Genomic DNA, 16,385 nt, shown 5'->3' with positions numbered 1-16,385 from the left:
CCTACAGCGCTCCCGGCGCCCCGCCGACTGATATCGAGGGTGTCCGAAGGGTCCAGAACCGCATGTCCGAACAGCCGAACAACCCACCACCTTCCGGTGGGTTCTACGGTGGACCGCGAGTACCGTCATTTCTCATTCCCCGCCCCGAGCTCATCGAAGAACTGTCAGCAGCGTCCCCTCTGACGGTCGTCCGCGGACCCGGCGGAAGCGGAAAAACAGTCCTTCTTGCCGAGTGGGCCAGCCTGCGCGACCCGACAGCTCCCCCCGGCGTCTGGGTCACCGCACACGAGGGCGCCGCGACCCGCCTCGCCTTCTGGCGCGAGGTCGTCCTCACCATCGTCGATGCCGGGTACGCGGAGCACGCCCCCGTGTTCGGTCGACTCGTCGCCGAGATGCGCATCACCGACGACCCCCGCCACCTGCTCGTCCGTGGATTCGGGCAGCTGCGCACTCCCCTCGTCGTCGTCATCGACGACTACCAGCACGTGAGCGACGACGACGTGCACGACGACATCGTCTTCCTCCTCCAGCACTGCCCGAACCTCGAGTTCGTCATCTCGACCCGGACGCTGTCGCCGCTCGAGCTTCCCGTCACGTCGCTCTCGCTCGACACGGTGGTGATCGATCCCAGCACCCTGCGTTTCACGCTCTCCGAGACAGCCACCGCGTTCGAGCAGGCCGACTTCACCTGCTGGGAGAATCTCGCGCTGGCCGCACACGACCTCTCTGACGGGTCGGCCATCGCGATCCGCGGCCTCATCGTCGCGCTGCAGATGGAACCCGACGGGCTCGATGCACCGGAGATCTCGCCACGGCTCATCGACGCGAGCGCGACGATGCTCCACGACTCCGTCGTCGGGCGGCTGTCGCCAGACACCCTCCAGGTCGCGATGCGCTGCTCTGTGGCAGACGTCCTCGCGCTCGACCTCGTGGTCGACCTCGCCAACCTTCCCGACCTCGCCGCCGCCGAGACCGCGCTGAGCCAGCTCGAGGCCGCAGGGATCGGCATGTGGGCCGTCAGCACGCTGGGCCGCACCTTCCAGATCTCCGAGCTCGTCCGCTCCATGCTGCGCACCGAGCTGCGCAACCGGTCACCAGAGCTGGTAGACGGACTCGTCCGCAGGGCCGCTGAATGGGCGCTGGAGAACGACCAGCCGTTCGTCGCGCTCCGGGAAGCCGTCTCGATCTCAGACCTCGACCTCGCGACGCGCGTCGCGCAGGCCCGGTGGTTCACGCTCCTCTCCTACCACCCCGATGCCGTGGTGCGGCTCCTGTCACCGCTCTCGATCCGGCGGCTGTACAACTACCCGATCCTCGCGATGGTGCTCGCTCTGGCGTACAACTCGTCAGGCGCGCACCGCGTGCGCGCGATGGAGATGTTCTCCATCGCCAACGCGTCCGCCAAGCTCCGCAGCACCAAAGCAGGGTCTGCCGAGCGTCTCATCCTCCTGACGATCCAGAGCGCGTCGTTGCGCTCCACCGGCCACGTGGACCAGGCCATGGGCGTGACCGACCGGGCGATGCGACTGTTCTCCGACCTGACCATGGCGCAGCGGGACGAGCTCACGGCGATCCTGCCGGTCATGCTCGAGCACCTCGGCCTCACCCTGTACTACGGCGGGCAGGCTGAGCGCGCGATCAACGCGTTCGAGGCGAGCTCGACGATGGCCGAGTCTGCCGGTGCGGAGAGCCGCCACCATGCCGAGGCGCTGCGGTGCGGGGCGCTCGCGATGCAGGGCGAGATGGCGACGGTCCGCCCGATCCTCGAGAAGATTCGCGGGGAGGTCTGGCCTGCCGCATGGAAGCACGGGTACTTCGGTGCGCTCTACCGGCTGGGCGAGGCGCTGTCCGCGATCGAGCAGCTCGACTTCCCTCGCGCGCAGTACGAGCTGCACCTCATGCGTGCCCACGTGAACACCACGGAGCACTGGCCGCTCTTCCGCTACGCCCAAGCGATGATCGACCTCGGCCTCGGCCGTGCCGCAGAGAGCAGCGCTGCACTCGAGATCGACATGACGACGTCAGGGCACCTCCCCACCATCGGCGACCGCTCTCGTGCACTGCTCGACGCGTGCCGCGCGAGCCTGCTCATGGCGGACGGGCAAGGCGTCAAGGCCGAGGCGCTCCTCGAGGAGCACCCGAAGACCTCGCCGTGGATCGCGGTCATGTGGTCTCGACGATGGCTCCTCGCGAACCAGCCCGAACGCGCGATCCGCACCCTGAGCAGGGTCACCGGGGACGACGCACTCTCGGTACGGCTCCGCGCCGAGTCGCTGCTCGTGCGTGCGGCAGCTGCTCTGCGGCTGCAGAACACCCCGATGGCGCTGCGCAACCTCGACGCGACCGTGCGCCTCATGACGGAGCACCAGCTGCGCACACCGCTCATGCTCGTGCCGCGCAGCGACCTGCTCGCGCTGCGGACCGCGGCCTCGACCCGTGACCACGACCCCACCGCGGAGTTCCTCGCGGACCTCTCGAAGGTCCCGACCGTCTTTCCGTCGTTGCTCTCGACGATCAAGCTGGCCGAGCGCGAGCTCGTCGTGCTCAACCACCTCGTCAACACGGGCAACATGGCCGAGATCGGCCGCGAGCTCTTCGTCTCGGCGAACACGATCAAGACCCAGGTGCGCAGCATCTATCGCAAGCTCGAGGTGTCGTCACGCGAGGAAGCGCTCATGCGGGCGCACGAGCACGGGCTCCTCGGCGACTAGAGCGTGCGACAGGCGTCGGGTCAGGTCGGTGTGCGTCAGATGACGCCGAGCGAGATCATCGCGTCGGCGACCCGGATGAACCCGGCGATGTTGGCGCCGGCGACATAGTTGCCCGGCTGGTCGTACGTGTCGGCCGTCTCGGCGCAGCGGTCGTGGATGCCGACCATGATCTGCTCCAGACGGTCGGCTGTGTGGTCGAAGGTCCAGGCGTCGCGGCTCGCGTTCTGCTGCATCTCGAGCGCGGAGGTCGCGACGCCGCCCGCGTTCGCGGCCTTGCCGGGAGCGAAGAGCACGCCTGCGGCTTGGAACGCAGCGAACGCGTCGGGAGTCGTCGGCATGTTCGCGCCCTCGGCGACCGCGAGGACGCCGTTGGCCAGGAGCGTGCGCGCGTGAGTGACGTCGAGCTCGTTCTGCGTGGCGCAGGGCAGTGCGACCGTGGCGGGGACGTCCCAGATCGATCCGCCGGCGACGAACTTTCCGCTCGGGCTCCGGGTCTCGTACTCAGCGACGCGTCCGCGCTCGACCTCTTTGATCTGACGGAGGAGTTCGAGGTCGACACCGGCCTCGTCGACGACGTAGCCGGAGGAGTCGGAGAACGCGACGACGAGGGCGCCGAGCTCCTGTGCCTTCTGGATCGCGTAGGTGGCGACGTTCCCCGATCCGGAGACGACGACGCGCTGGCCCTCGAGCTCGAGCCCACGGGTCTTGAGCATCTCTCGGGCGAAGAGGACGGTGCCGTACCCGGTGGCCTCGGTCCGCACGAGCGAGCCGCCCCAGGAGACCCCCTTGCCGGTGAGGACGCCTGACTCGTAGCGGTTGGTGATCCGCTTGTACTGGCCGAAGAGGTAGCCGATCTCGCGTCCGCCGACGCCGATGTCCCCGGCCGGGACGTCGGTGTACTCGCCGATGTGCCGGTACAGCTCCGTCATGAAGGACTGGCAGAACCGCATGACCTCGCCCTCGGACCGGCCACGCGGGTCGAAGTCGGAGCCGCCCTTGCCGCCACCGATGGGCATGCCGGTGAGGGAGTTCTTGAACACCTGCTCGAACCCGAGGAACTTGACGATGCCGAGGTAGACCGAGGGGTGGAACCGCAGGCCGCCCTTGAAGGGACCGAGCGCCGAGTTGAACTCGACCCGGAAGCCGCGGTTGATCTGGACGCGGTTCGCGTCGTCGACCCAGGGAACCCGGAAGATGATCTGCCGTTCGGGCTCGCAGATGCGCTCGAGGACGGCTGCGTCGGCGTAGTGGGGGTTCTTCTTGAGCACCGGGGCCAGCGAGTCGAACACCTCCCGGACAGCCTGGTGGAACTCTGCCTCGCCGGGGTTGCGGCGGAGCACCTGGTCGAGCACGGGGGCGAGCTGGCCTTCCATCGGGCATTCTCCTTCGTCACGCGCTGGTCCCGCAGCCGCGATTGGGACGGGAGTACCACTTGGGGCACTTCCGCAGCGTACCGGCCGGTCGAGGACCGGCACACGGTCCGTCCACTGCATGGAGACCTCGGCCCCAGCACGACGAACCGGTCGGCTCACGCGTCCGCGAGGGCTCGACGAAGGCACAGCGATCAACCCGCGTCGCCACCTGCTGCTCGCTCGGACTCTTCACGGATGACGACCCTGCGGATCTTCCCGGAGACCGTGGTGGGCATCGTCTCGACGAACTCGATGATCCGCGGGTACTTGTAGGGCGCGGTGCGGTGCTTGACGAAGGTCTGGATGTCTTTGACGAGCGCGCTCGACGGCTCGTAGCCGTTCCCCAGGATGATGGTCGCCTTGACGACGATCCCGCGGACCTCGTCGGGCGCACCGGTGATGGCGCACTCGACGACCGCCGGGTGCGCCATGACGACGCTCTCGACCTCGAAGGGACCGACCCGGTAGCCGGAGGTCTTGATCATGTCGTCGGTGCGTCCGACGTACCAGAAGTACCCGTCGGCATCCCGGCGGGCGAGGTCGTGGGTGTGGTAAAAACCGTCGTGCCAGACGGACGCCGTCGTGGCGGGGTCGCCGGCGTACCCGGTGAAGAGGCCGATCGGCTTAGTGCCCTCAGGCAGGCGCAGGCAGATCTCGCCGTCCTCGTCGACGCCGGCCTCGGTGCCGTCGTCGGTGAGAAGGACCACGTCGTACCCGGCGGAGGGCAGGCCCATCGAGCCGGGCTTCGTGGCCTGCCAGTAGTTGGTGACGACCGCGAGGGTCATCTCTGTCTGGCCGTAGCCCTCTTTGAGCTCGATGCCCGTCTGCTCGCGGAAGGACTCGTACACGACCGGGTTCATGGCCTCGCCGGCGATGGTGCAGTGCGTGAGGGCGGAGAGGTCGTAGGACGCGAGGTCGTGCGTGATGAGGAAACGGTAGACGGTCGGGGCCGCGCAGAACGTCGTGACGCGTGCTTCCTCGAGGTGCTTGAGGAGGCGGACTGGGTCGAAGCGCTCGAAGTCGTACACGTCGACGCACGTCTCCATGAACCACTGGCCGTAGAGCTTGCCCCACACGGACTTGGCCCACCCGGTCTCCGAGACGGTCAGGTGCAGCCCGTCGGGGTCGACGCGGTGCCAGTACTTGGCGGTGGCGATGTGAGCGATCGGGTACGAGTAGTCGTGGACGACCATCTTCGGCTGCGCCGTGGTGCCGGACGTGAAGTAGAGGAGCATCGCGTCGTCGACCGCGGGGAGATCCTCGGGTGCGGGCTTGACGAAGGGCGCGGCGGCGGCCATCCCGGCGTCGAGGTCGTCCCAGCCGTGGCGCTCGCCGCGGACGCCGACCTTGAGCAGCGTGCGCCCCGTCTCGGCCTCGGCGGCCTCGACCTCGGCGGCGACGTCGCCCTCGAGGGTGCACACGACGGCCGAGATGTCAGCCTCGTTCAGACGGAAGACGAGGTCGTAGCGGAGCAGCTGGTTGGTCGCCGGGACAGCGATCGCACCGATCTTGTGGAGGGCGGTGATGGCCCACCAGAACTGGGCGTGCCGCTTGAGGATGAGCAGGACCCGGTCGCCCTTGCGGATGCCCTGGGCGAGGAAGTACGACGCGGCCTGGTCGCTGAGCCGCTGCACGTCACCGAACGTGTAGTCGGCGCGCTCCCCCTCGTCGTTGCACCAGCGCAGCGCGCGACGGTCCGGGGTCTCGGTCCCGAGCCGGTCGACGACGTCGTACGCGAAGTTGAAGCCCGGCGGGCAGCTCAGCTCGAAAGAGACGGGGTGCCCGTCCTCTGCCAGGTCCTCAGTGAGGTAGTCCGTGTGCAACCCGACCAGCATGCTCGTGCCTCTTCCGTTTGGCGCTTCGTCCGGGTTTCGACGCTAGCACCGGCAGGGTGAGGTCTGTACGGGACAGAGCTCCTACGGACACACGATCAGGTGACCTCGGGGTGGTCCGCGGGTGAGAGGTGTCACGACCGACGTCGTGCACGCTCTTCCTCTGTAGAGGGCGGCGACGGAGCCACCCGGTGGAGGTGGGTGTCATGGACATCGCTGGGGCAGGGCAGAGCGTGGTCGACCCGACCGCGCACGTGTGCCTCGTCTACCACTACACAGACGGGCACGACTTCACGACGGAGTCGATGCTCGAGGGCGACGCGATCGCCTACATGCCGGTGCTGGACGCTCACCGGGTCGACGACCACCAGTACGTGGCGTCGTTCGCGACGATCGAGCTGCGAACCGTCTGACCTCGTCGACCGACGAAGCCTCCTTCTCTGAACGGAGCACTCCCATGCCGTCCATCCCCATCGCGTCATACACCGTGCGCGTCGCCCGCAGCACGTCGAGCCCGCTCGCCCGGATCACCATCCTCGGCCAGGTCCCGTTCAGCGACTTCGACCGCATGTACGACCTGCTGCGCAACGAGGCCCCGCTCTGGCTCTCCTACACCTACGGGTCGAGCAGCACGACGACGAAGCCGCTCCGCTTCGTCTCGCTCGAGAGCAGCGACGAGCCTGCCGGAGAAGGCCCGGAGGACGCCGACGCCGTCGACCGGTCGTTCCGCGCGATCGTCGACCTGACGACGGTCGACCTGCCGACCTCGCCGGATGGAGATCAGCTGCTGAAGCGGCTCAGCACGACCCGCTGCGCGAGCAGCTCACCGCTGGCGGTGCTCGGCTCGTGGAGCACCGCCACCTCGAAGCGCAGTCCGGGCCACCGCTCGGCGGCGGAGCCCATGACCCCGCCACCGACGACGACCACGTCGACCCGTTCCACCTGTCCGCTGCTCACGGTCCGACCGTAGCGCCACGGTGCGCGGTCGACGCCGGCTACCCACATCCCGGCGGTCGGCCTCGGCGCAGGGCGCTATCGTCGTGGGGTGCTGTCCGACGTGCTGGCCTTCCGCTCCGCGACGAGCGACGACCTCCCCGCTGTGGTCGCCCTCGTGAACTCGGCCTACCGCGGTGACGCGAGCCGCGCCGGATGGACCACGGAGACGGACCTCGTCGGTGGTCCCCGCGCGGACGTGGCGATGCTCCAGGCCGACATCGAGCAGCCCGGCAGCCGGATCGTCCTCGCAGAGTCCGACGGCGAGATCCTCGGCTGCGCGCACGTCACCCGGATCTCGGGCACCGCCGCGTACTTCGGTCTCTTCGCCGTCCGGCCCACCACGCAGGGCAACGGCATCGGTCGTCGTCTCCTCGCGGAGGCCGAGCGCGTGGCCCGCGAGGAGTGGCAGCTGGCCGAGCTGACGATGACGGTGCTCGACGCCCGTCCCGAGCTCCTCGCGTACTACGGTCGCCGCGGCTACCGCCCGACCGGCGACCTTGAGCCGTTCCCGCCCGCGGACGCCGACATGATCGAGATCCTGCGCGACGGGCTGCAGCTCGTCGTCCTGAGCAAGGACCTCGCGTAGTCCCGACCTCCGCGACCAGGACGACCCCACCGGCCGCGACCGGATGCTGCGCAACGTCAGCGTCCCGACGCTCACGCCGTTCCTCCCGGCCCCTTCGGTGCGGACGGGGACGGGCGTGATCGTCGCGCCGGTGTACCCGGCCTGGTGGGACGAGCTCGTGGTGCCGGATCCCGTGCCGCCGATGTTCCTCGCCTGGGCCACGGACGACGGCCTCGGCGACACCATCGTCGGCTCGTGCCTGCGGATCTACGACGCCTCCCTACCGGTGTGACGTGACCGCGCCGCCGTCCCACGCGTCGGTCTCGTCATCCGGCTCGATTCCGTCATCCGGATCCGCCTCCGTGCCGGTCACCGGCGTCGCTTCCAGAGTCCGGACGAAGGGCACGACGACCCGTCCGCCGGTCCGACGGCTGGACGTGAGGCCAGTGACCGTCTGCGCGTCCAGCGCCGCGATGCTCGGCAGGACGACCGCGGACAGGAAGGTGGCGTCCTCGCTGCGCGGGAGCTCGCGGATCGCGTCTCGGAAGGCGTCGGGCACGGACTCGGCAAGGCTCCGGACCCTCTGAAGGATCGCGTCCGCCGGTTGCCCGACGACCTTCGCGAAGCGTACCCAGTGCTTCGCCTCGACCTCGCCGAACGCTCTTTCCCCGCCGATCGACATCGCAGCAGACCCGTACCGGAGCCTGCCTGTTGCGCTCGGGACGAGCCCTGTCGAGACGTCGTACAAGGGCGCCAGCCGCGCGGCACGACCCAGCAGCAGCATCGAGTAGTTCTTGGCATGGCCGTCCGGGGCGCCGAGCAGGTAGCCGGCGATCGTGGCATCGGTGAATCGCACGGCGGAGTCGTCGTCCGCCGCGGCGCGGAGGCGGTTGACGATCGCACCGACACCAGGTCCCCGGTCGGCCTCGTACTTGCGGCTGGGGTCCATCGCGAAAGCCTGGACCATGTCCTCCTGGTGGATCCGCACGACGGTCCCGGCGCGGTTCGGGCGTCGGTCGTAGCGCGTGACGACGATCGCAGGCTGGTCGTCGAACAGGACGTGTTCCGTCGTTGCCACGTCCAGCCCGAGCAGGGCGAGCGCACGCATGCTCACGTGCTCGGCGAGCGCCTGCGAGCGGATACGGGAGATCCCTGGTTTGACGATGTGCGTCGAGGCGATGCTGCCGGACGGCAGTGCCCAGCCGCCGTCCGTGCGGCGGACGAGCGTGAACTTGCCCTGCCCACCAGCCAGGCTCCAGTGCTCGTCGTGCTCGTCGTGCCATGCACCGTCGTCCTGACGCAGCTGGCGCAACCGGCTGGCGATGTCGGCCTCGGTGAGCGGCTCGACTGCCCCCGGTCGACTGAGGAGGTCGTCGAGCTCGTCAGGTGCGGCGAACACGGCCGCGCCCGCGGTGTCTGCACCGATGGCTGCGATCAGACCGAGGGTGTCCCCGGGCCTGACCCCGAAGCGTCTGGACCATCGCGCTCTGACCTCCTCATGGTCGGGCAGGAGACCTTTGAGGAACGCCTCGACGGACCGGGTCGGGTACGCGTCGGTGGAGAGCGGCATCGAGAGGGACAGCGGGGTGGGGTCGGCCGAGGTCAGGTACGAGGTGTCGTAGCTCAGGCCGATCCGGCTGCGATCGCGGACGATGGTCCCTGCACGGCGTCCGTAGAGCGCGAACGCGAGCTCGGTGACCTTCGTCATGATCCGAGGAAGTCGTCTAGGGCGGCGTCAAAGGATGGCCGCGCGTCCTCCACGAGGGCGAACGACCGGTGCAGCGCGCGCGCCACGGCCAGCACCCGGGACAGCTCTGCACCGGGACGCTTGCCCTGCTCGAGATCGATGACGAATGCGCGCGAGACGTTCGCGGATGTGGCGACCTGCGCCTGGGTCAGCCCCGCCGCGCGACGCGCTGCACGCAGCTGCGCTCCCAGCTCGTGAGGGTTCCTGACGGTCGACATCGTGTCACGATACCATGACTATACAGAACGTCACGATATCGAGACATCGTGCTGTGTCATGCATTCGTGACATGGTCGCTCGGCGGACGAGCCGCACGGTCGCTCGCCCGCCCCGTGGCTATGGTGAGACACGTGACCCAGCTCGGACAGCACCCCGCCCCCTCGCACGCCGTCGCCCACATCAGCGACACCCACTTCCTCGCCGGGAACCGCAGGCTCTACGACGCGGTCGACACCCAGGCGAACCTCGAGCGGGCGCTCCATCAGCTCGAACGGTCAGACATCCGACCGCAGGCGCTCGTCTTCACCGGCGACCTCGCGGACCAGGGCGAGCCCGAGGCGTACGCCCGGCTGCGCGCGATCGTCGAGCCCGTCGCGGCCAGGATGGGTGCGCAGGTCGTCTGGGTCATGGGCAACCACGACGAGCGGCAGCGCTACGCCCAGGGTCTCTTCGACGAAGAAGGATCGGACGAGCCGCACGACCGCGTCTACGACGTCGACGGGCTGCGGATCGTCTCGCTCGACACGACCGTCGTCGGGTACCACCACGGCGAGCTCACCGACGCCCAGCTCGACTGGCTGGCCGACGTCCTCGCGACGCCTGCGCCGCACGGCACCCTCGTCGCGATGCACCACCCGCCGATCCCCACGCCGCTCCTGTGGGCGATGGACATGCTCGAGCTCGAGCAGCAGGACCGCTTCGCGCGCGTCGTCGCGGGCACGGACGTCAGTGGCGTCCTCGCCGGGCACCTGCACTACTCGACGCACAGCCTCGTCGCCGGCATCCCCGTGTCCGTCGCAGCAGCCACGTGCTACACGCTCGACCTGAGCGCCCACGAGCGGCTGCTCTCTGGTGTGGACTCAGGCCAGTCGATGAACATCGTCCACGCCTACCCCGACCGGATCGTGCACTCGCTCGTGCCGATCGCCGAGCCGGTCGAGGTCTCCGGCTTCTCCACCGAGCACCGCGCCGCGATCGAGGCGATGACGCCGGAGCAGCGCCTGGAGATGTTCTCGAGCAAGACGTCACCGTTCAATCTCGGCGCAGACACCGCGACCGAGACGCCCCAATGACCAGTGACGGGCCGGTGCCCCGCTCCCCCGTCTCGCCGACCGCCTCGCCGCTCGACAGGCCGCAGATCATGTCGCAGCGCTGGGAGGACCTCACCTTCGTGCACTGGCGGGTGGACCCGACGCTCGTCGCTCCGCTGCTCCCTCGCGGCACCGCCCCTGACCTGTTCGACGGCGCGACTTACGTCGGTCTCGTCCCGTTCCGCCTGGCCGACGCCGGTGTCGCCCGCGGCCCCGCAGTCCCGTGGCTCGGCACCTTCGCGGAGACGAACGTGCGCCTGTACTCGGTCGATGCGACCGGCCGGCGCGGCGTGGTCTTCCGGTCGCTCGACGCGTCGCGGCTCGCCGTGGTCGTGGCCGCCCGCGTCGGCTTCGCGCTCCCGTACACGTGGTCGCGGATGCGCATCGAGCGCACGGCCTCCACGATCACGTACACGTCTGCCCGACGGGTACCCGGACCTCGTGGCGCCGGTGGCCGGATCGTCGTAGAACCCGGCGCCCGGATCGATCAGCCCGACCCGCTCGCACAGTTCCTCACCGCCCGCTGGGGTCTGCACACGCGGCACCTCGGCCGGCTCCTCTTCGTGCCCAACGAGCACGAGCCGTGGCCGCTCCACCACGCGCGCCTGGTCCACCTCGACGACTCGCTCGTCGCAGCCGCCGGGTTCCCTGGTCTCGTCGACCGTGCACCGGACTCGGTGCTCTGGTCGCCAGGTGTGCGCACGGTGTTCGGTATGCCTCAGGGCGCCGCCAGAGACGCGTAGCGGCCCGCACCCGCGGCACGCCGACACGGTCGCCTGCTCGACGGAGACGACGAGCGGCTCTTGGCACAGGCCACGCTGGCCGACGACGACTGGTCAGGCCCACGGGCTCACGCTCGAGGCAGCAGGCGCTGGTCAGCCGAAGATCGCCGGCAGCGTCCGCGTGAAGGCCTCGCGGGCCTCGTCGAGCGGGAGCGTGAAGAGGCCCTCGACCTCGAGGGACTCGACGCCGTCGACGTCGTGCCCCGCCTCGCCGATCTTCAGGTACGGCACGCCGCGGGCGTAGCACGCGTCGACGAAGCGCACCTCTTCGCCGCGGGGCACGGCCACGAGCGCACGTGCCGCCGTCTCGGAGAAGAGCGCTTCGAAGGCCGAGACGCCGTCGCGCTCGAGCAGCCCGTCGAGGGTCACCTTGGCGCCGACGCCGAAGCGCAGGCTCGCCTCGATGAGTCCCTGGGCGAGGCCGCCCTCGGAGAGGTCGTGCGCCGCGTCGACGAGCTCGTCGCGGGTCGCGTTGATGAGGACCTCGGCCAGCGCGCGCTCGGCAGCGAGGTCGAGGCGCGGCGGCAGGCCGCCGAGGTGAGAGTGGACGACGTCGGCCCAGGCCGAGCCGTCGAGCTCGGCGAACGTAGCCCCGAGCAGGAAGATCGTCTCGCCGGGCGTGCGCCAGCCGGAGCCGGTCGCCCGGGCGACGTCGTCGAGGACACCGAGGACACCGACGACGGGCGTCGGGTGGATCGACGAGTCGATCTGCCCCGGTTCCCCCGTCCCGTTGTAGAGCGAGACGTTGCCGCCGGTGACAGGGACGCCGAGCGTCTGGCAGCCGTCCGCCAGCCCCTCGATCGCCTCGACGAGCTGCCACATCGAGTCAGGGTCCTCGGGGGAGCCAAAGTTCAGGCAGTCGGTGATCGCGAGCGGGCGCGCGCCGGTCGCAGCGACGTTGCGGTACGCCTCCGCGAGAGCGAGCTGGGCGCCGGTGCGCGGGTCGAGCTTCGTGTACCGGCCGTTCGCGTCGGTGGCGAGCGCGACACCGAGGCCGGTGGTCTCGTCGACACGGACGACACCGCCGTCGTCAGGCTGGGCGAGCGCCGTGTTGCCCTGGACAAAGCGGTCGTACTGGTTGGTCACCCACTCCTTCGACGCCAGGTTGGGCGAGGAGAGCAGCTGCAGCGCCGTGGCGCGCAGCTCGTCGCCGGTCTCTGGCCGCGCGAGGCCGGCCGCGACGACGGTGTCGGCGTTGAGCGCGTCCTGCCAGGCCGGGCGCTCGTACGGGCGGAGGTAGACGGGCCCCTCGTGGGCGACCGTCTTGGGGTCGACGTCGACGATCCGCTGGTCGTGGTGGTCGATGGTCAGGCGGCCGGAGCCGTTGACCTCTCCGACGACAGCGCTCTCGACGTCCCACTTGCCGGTGATCGCCAGGAACGCGTCGAGCTTCTCGGGCGTGACGACCGCCATCATGCGTTCCTGCGACTCAGACATGAGGATCTCGCCGGCGTTGAGCGACGGGTCGCGCAGCAGCACGTCGTCGAGCCACACGTGCATGCCGCCGTCACCGTTGGACGCGAGCTCGGAGGTGGCGCAGGAGATCCCGGCCGCGCCGAGGTCCTGGATGCCCTCGACGACCTTCGCCGCGTAGAGCTCGAGGCAGCACTCGATGAGGACCTTCTCCATGAAGGGGTCACCCACCTGGACGCTCGGGCGCTTGGCAGGCACGCCGTCCTCGAAGGTCTCCGACGCGAGGATGGACGCACCGCCGATGCCGTCGCCGCCGGTGCGCGCACCGAAGAGGACCACCTTGTTGCCGACGCCCGAGGCGTTGGCGAGGTGGATGTCCTCGTGGCGCAGCACGCCGAGGCACAGCGCGTTGACGAGCGGGTTGCCCTGGTAGGAGCTGTCGAAGACAAGCTCGCCACCGATGTTGGGCAGCCCGAGCGAGTTGCCGTAGCCGCCGACGCCGGCGACGACCCCGTGCACGACGCGCGCTGTGTCCGGGTGGTCGACGGCACCGAAGCGCAGCTGGTCCATGACGGCGACAGGACGCGCGCCCATGGAGATGATGTCCCGGACGATCCCGCCGACCCCGGTCGCGGCACCCTGGTAGGGCTCGACGTAGCTCGGGTGGTTGTGGGACTCGACCTTGAACGTGACGGCCCAGCCGTCGCCGATGTCGACGACGCCCGCGTTCTCGCCGATGCCGACGAGAAGGTGCTTCTTCATCTCCGGCGTGGTCTTCTCGCCGAACGTGCTCAGGTGCACCTTGGAGGACTTGTACGAGCAGTGCTCGGACCACATGACCGAGTACATCGCCAGCTCGGCGGCCGTCGGGCGGCGGCCGAGGATGTCACGGATCCGCTGGTACTCGTCCGGCTTGAGGCCCAGCGCCGCGAACGGCTGGACCTCGTCGGGAGTCGCAGCGGCATGCTCGACGGTGTCAAGGGCGGGCTTGCTGGGAGCAGTCACGGGGCAAGTTTAGCCGGGTGGAGCGGTGTGCTGTCGGGAGTCTCACCCGGCGCTCCATGGCCTCCGTCAGCGCGGGGTGAGGACGACGACGGCAGCCTCGTAGGCGGCGCCCACGTCGAGGTCAGAGATCCACAGGGAGGGAACGGCGCGTCCTTCCCAGCTGAGAAGCTCGGGGGTCTCGTCCGGAGCGCTCATCTCGAGCGTCGGCGGATCGATGGTCAGGCCTTCACCGGTCGCTTTGAGGATCGCTTCTTTGCGAACCCACCAGCGTGCGAGCGCGCCCGCACGGTGCGGGAACTCGGTGAGGACGTCACGCTCAGCGGCGGTGAGGAGCACGTCCTCGAGCCCTCCAGCAGCGTCTGCCTCCTCGATCACGTCGTGCGACTCGACGTCGACGCCGACGGCCCCGGACTCGGTGACGGCGCACACGACACGGTCGCCTGCGGTGGCGATGTTGAAGTGGACGCGGATGGGCGGGTAGACGAGCTCTGGCTTGCCGTACCGCCCGGCGTTGCCGAATCGCAGGTCCTTGGGGTCCCAGCCGATCTGCTGGCCGACGAGGATGCGGAGCATCGCGTGCGCGGAGACGAACCGTCGCTGGGTATGGTCGTTGCGGATCGCGGCCGCTCGTCGTTGTTCGTTGTCGTCCAGGAGCTGTGCGGCAGCGTAAAGATCGGGGCCGTCGAGCGCGACTCCCCAGGACACGTTCACATCGGTGTCGGTCAGCACCCCTACTACCTCTCACTCGTCCGTGCAAGAGAACAGGAGCTCACCCCATGGGAGCGCACCGCCCCCTGATCAGGTCGTCCGTTCTGAGAAATCCGCTCCGCACTGGCGCTTTTCGAGTCCCTGCCGCCGCTCTCGTGCTTCTTTCGCTTGTTGCATGTTCACCCATTTCTTCACCCCCTGTCCAGTCCCAATCGCCACCATCTGAGACGGAGGGACAAATGCCTACCGATAATGCCGGTGAAAGTGCTAGTAGTCCGGAATCTCCCTCGGACGCGGTCGTGATCGACATGCTCGGAGCGTCCCCGTCGGTCGCTCAGACCCCCACGACAGCGCTCGTTCCCGACGGCGACGGAGGCATGCACCTGCGCACGACGCTCCCCGAACCAGGGGCGGTCCGCTACACCTTCGAGGCCCCCGGCGAGAGCTCCGTCGTGGTCGCCTGGGACTCGTCCGTCGCCGTGGTCGGGAGCGACGACGAGCTCCGCGGAGGGCTCGCCGCACCGGTCGTCACCGACACGACCGGCAGCGAGGTGCCCTCGAGCTGGACAGAGGTCGACGACATCGGTGGTCTCCTCGCTCTCGACCTCGCTCCGGACGGCTACGACGCCACCGGGGAGAGCGCAGACGCCAGCGCCGACGACACGGCAGCAGCGAGCGATCCCGCGGTGGCGTACCCGCTGACGGTCGACGTGTACCTGGGTCAGGCGGTCGTGGCGAGCGTCGAGTGGGGTGAGCGGGAGGGGGGACGCTCGCTCGCGGTCACCCCGACCGCCTGGGGGCGCGCGTCGGGCACCACAGGCCGGACCTACGGCTGGGACGACGTGGTGCGCCTGGACCCCTCGGCTGACACGAGCGTCATGCGGAAGCAGTTCCTCTGCCACGTGGACGGCGCCCGTGAGAAGGACACCTGGAACCTCGAGCCGTGGCGTCCCGACATCTCGTTCATCGGCTACCTCATCGCACGGTGCAACCCGGCCTAGGCTGCTGGCTCTGAGGCGCCCGGCGCACCGGGCGCCGGGTCGGCCGTCGGGTCGGTGGTGGGAGCCTGCGGACGGCCCGTGAGCGCGATCGCCACCGAGACGAGCACGAGGCCCACGACCTCGAGCCCGTGCGGCACCTGTCGGAGCATGACGGCTCCGACGAGGAGCGCAGAGGCTGGCCAGATGGCCAGGAGGATGGAGAACTGCGCAGGGCGGAGCCTGCGCAGGACCACCTGGTCGATCCCGTACGGCACGACGGACGACGCGAGCGCGATGCCGACGAGCACCGCGAGGTAGCCCCCGTCGGTGAAGAGCGGCGTCGAGGACGGACCGAAGAACGGCGCGAAGACGACCGCGCCGGCGGCCATGCCGACGGCGAGCGGCGCGAGCCCGGTCCCCTGCTGAGAGACGACGCGACCGAGGAGGATGTACCCGGCCCAGCACGCGGCAGCCGCCAGGACGAGCACGATCCCGAGGACGGCTCCGTCGTCGCCCGACGTCACGGTGACGCCCGCGAGCAGGACCACACCGACGAGCGAGAGCCCGATGGCCACCCGCTCGCGCACACCACGGCCGGTGAGCGCCCCGACGAGGACGGGCCCGACGAACTCGATGGCGACAGCGTTGCCGAGAGGCAGGTAGTCCAGCGACGCGTAGAACGTGCAGTTCATCGCGGCGAGCACCACCCCGAAGAGGACGGCGGCGCGCAGCGTGGGACCGTCCCAGCGTCGGGCCCACGGTCTGCTCCACACGAGGAGGACGACCGCCGCGACCGCGATCCGTGACCACGCCACCGCCGTCGCGGGGACGACCGTGAAGAGGCCGACGGCGAGCCCCGCTCCGACGTACTGGGTGACCCCGGAGACGAGGAACAGGAGGGGGGCGGGGACGCGGTGCACCCCG

General features: G+C 69.6%; 15 protein-coding genes. 8 read left to right on the top strand and 7 right to left on the bottom strand.

Annotated elements, in window-relative coordinates:
- The first annotated feature begins 62 nt into the window (after nucleotides 1-62).
- Nucleotides 63-2,711 (top strand): LuxR C-terminal-related transcriptional regulator, encoded by a 2,649-nt coding sequence (locus ATL42_RS14895; RefSeq protein ID WP_098456032.1) that lies wholly within the window; start codon nucleotides 63-65, stop codon nucleotides 2,709-2,711.
- Between the two features lie 35 nt (nucleotides 2,712-2,746).
- On the opposite strand, the gene gdhA is transcribed toward ATL42_RS14895, so the two are convergent.
- Nucleotides 2,747-4,084 carry an NADP-specific glutamate dehydrogenase gene (gene gdhA / locus ATL42_RS14890; RefSeq protein ID WP_098456031.1) on the bottom strand — a complete coding sequence of 446 codons (1,338 nt, stop codon included), beginning with the start codon at nucleotides 4,082-4,084 and terminating at the stop codon, nucleotides 2,747-2,749.
- A gap of 191 nt (nucleotides 4,085-4,275) precedes the next feature.
- Nucleotides 4,276-5,958, bottom strand: coding sequence for an AMP-binding protein (locus ATL42_RS14885; protein ID WP_098456030.1), 1,683 nt, complete (start codon nucleotides 5,956-5,958; stop codon nucleotides 4,276-4,278).
- 203 nt (nucleotides 5,959-6,161) lie between these two features.
- Here ATL42_RS14885 and ATL42_RS14880 point away from each other — a divergent pair, with 203 nt between their 5' ends.
- The 4 genes from ATL42_RS14880 (at nucleotide 6,162) to ATL42_RS14865 (ending at nucleotide 7,808) form a co-directional block, all read left to right on the top strand.
- Nucleotides 6,162-6,368 (top strand): hypothetical protein, encoded by a 207-nt coding sequence (locus ATL42_RS14880; RefSeq protein ID WP_098456029.1) that lies wholly within the window; start codon nucleotides 6,162-6,164, stop codon nucleotides 6,366-6,368.
- A 44-nt stretch (nucleotides 6,369-6,412) separates the two neighbouring features.
- A complete protein-coding gene (locus ATL42_RS14875) occupies nucleotides 6,413-6,925 on the top strand; it encodes a hypothetical protein (RefSeq protein ID WP_098456028.1) in 513 nt (170 codons plus the stop codon).
- Between the two features lie 75 nt (nucleotides 6,926-7,000).
- A complete protein-coding gene (locus tag ATL42_RS14870; RefSeq protein ID WP_211281834.1) occupies nucleotides 7,001-7,537 on the top strand; it encodes a GNAT family N-acetyltransferase in 537 nt (178 codons plus the stop codon).
- A 43-nt stretch (nucleotides 7,538-7,580) separates the two neighbouring features.
- Nucleotides 7,581-7,808 carry a hypothetical protein gene (locus ATL42_RS14865; protein ID WP_098456027.1) on the top strand — a complete coding sequence of 76 codons (228 nt, stop codon included), beginning with the start codon at nucleotides 7,581-7,583 and terminating at the stop codon, nucleotides 7,806-7,808.
- On the opposite strand, the gene ATL42_RS14860 is transcribed toward ATL42_RS14865, so the two are convergent.
- Together ATL42_RS14860 and ATL42_RS14855 are read right to left on the bottom strand one after the other, a co-directional pair.
- Nucleotides 7,797-9,224: a type II toxin-antitoxin system HipA family toxin gene (locus ATL42_RS14860; RefSeq protein WP_098456026.1), complete on the bottom strand. Its 1,428-nt coding sequence runs from the start codon at nucleotides 9,222-9,224 to the stop codon at nucleotides 7,797-7,799. The two genes, ATL42_RS14865 and ATL42_RS14860, sit on opposite strands and share 12 nt — an antisense overlap.
- Entirely contained in the window at nucleotides 9,221-9,481 is a 261-nt protein-coding gene (locus ATL42_RS14855; RefSeq protein ID WP_098456025.1) for a helix-turn-helix domain-containing protein, read from the bottom strand. Before ATL42_RS14855 ends, ATL42_RS14860 begins: the two co-directional genes overlap by 4 nt.
- A gap of 132 nt (nucleotides 9,482-9,613) precedes the next feature.
- On the opposite strand from ATL42_RS14855, the gene ATL42_RS14850 reads away from it, so the two are divergent.
- Both ATL42_RS14850 and ATL42_RS14845 read left to right on the top strand, forming a co-directional pair.
- Nucleotides 9,614-10,555 (top strand): phosphodiesterase, encoded by a 942-nt coding sequence (locus ATL42_RS14850; protein ID WP_245862612.1) that lies wholly within the window; start codon nucleotides 9,614-9,616, stop codon nucleotides 10,553-10,555.
- Nucleotides 10,552-11,316: a YqjF family protein gene (locus ATL42_RS14845; RefSeq protein ID WP_098456023.1), complete on the top strand. Its 765-nt coding sequence runs from the start codon at nucleotides 10,552-10,554 to the stop codon at nucleotides 11,314-11,316. The genes ATL42_RS14850 and ATL42_RS14845 overlap by 4 nt, the downstream gene beginning before the upstream one ends.
- A 132-nt stretch (nucleotides 11,317-11,448) precedes the next feature.
- On the opposite strand, the gene purL is transcribed toward ATL42_RS14845, so the two are convergent.
- The gene (gene purL, locus ATL42_RS14840; protein WP_098456022.1) at nucleotides 11,449-13,773 is read right to left on the bottom strand and encodes a phosphoribosylformylglycinamidine synthase subunit PurL; all 2,325 of its coding nucleotides are present in this window, start codon (nucleotides 13,771-13,773) and stop codon (nucleotides 11,449-11,451) included.
- A gap of 66 nt (nucleotides 13,774-13,839) precedes the next feature.
- Nucleotides 13,840-14,502, bottom strand: a complete 663-nt coding sequence (locus ATL42_RS14835; RefSeq protein ID WP_098456021.1) for a 4'-phosphopantetheinyl transferase family protein — start codon at nucleotides 14,500-14,502, stop codon at nucleotides 13,840-13,842.
- Nucleotides 14,503-14,789: 287 nt separating this feature from the next.
- Between ATL42_RS14835 and ATL42_RS14830 the strand changes: the two genes are divergently transcribed.
- The gene (locus ATL42_RS14830) at nucleotides 14,790-15,482 is read left to right on the top strand and encodes a DUF2599 domain-containing protein (RefSeq protein ID WP_245862798.1); all 693 of its coding nucleotides are present in this window, start codon (nucleotides 14,790-14,792) and stop codon (nucleotides 15,480-15,482) included.
- On the opposite strand, the gene ATL42_RS14825 is transcribed toward ATL42_RS14830, so the two are convergent.
- On the bottom strand, nucleotides 15,479-16,381 hold the full coding sequence (locus ATL42_RS14825; protein ID WP_098456019.1) for an EamA family transporter: 903 nt from the start codon (nucleotides 16,379-16,381) through the stop codon (nucleotides 15,479-15,481). The two genes, ATL42_RS14830 and ATL42_RS14825, sit on opposite strands and share 4 nt — an antisense overlap.
- Between the last annotated feature and the right edge of the window lie 4 nt (nucleotides 16,382-16,385).

Origin of the sequence: Sanguibacter antarcticus (assembly GCF_002564005.1) — a bacterium.
GTDB lineage: Bacteria > Actinomycetota > Actinomycetes > Actinomycetales > Cellulomonadaceae > Sanguibacter > Sanguibacter antarcticus.
The sequence above is the reverse complement of the archived record's forward strand: the minus strand, read 5'-3'. Positions and strand labels throughout refer to the sequence as shown.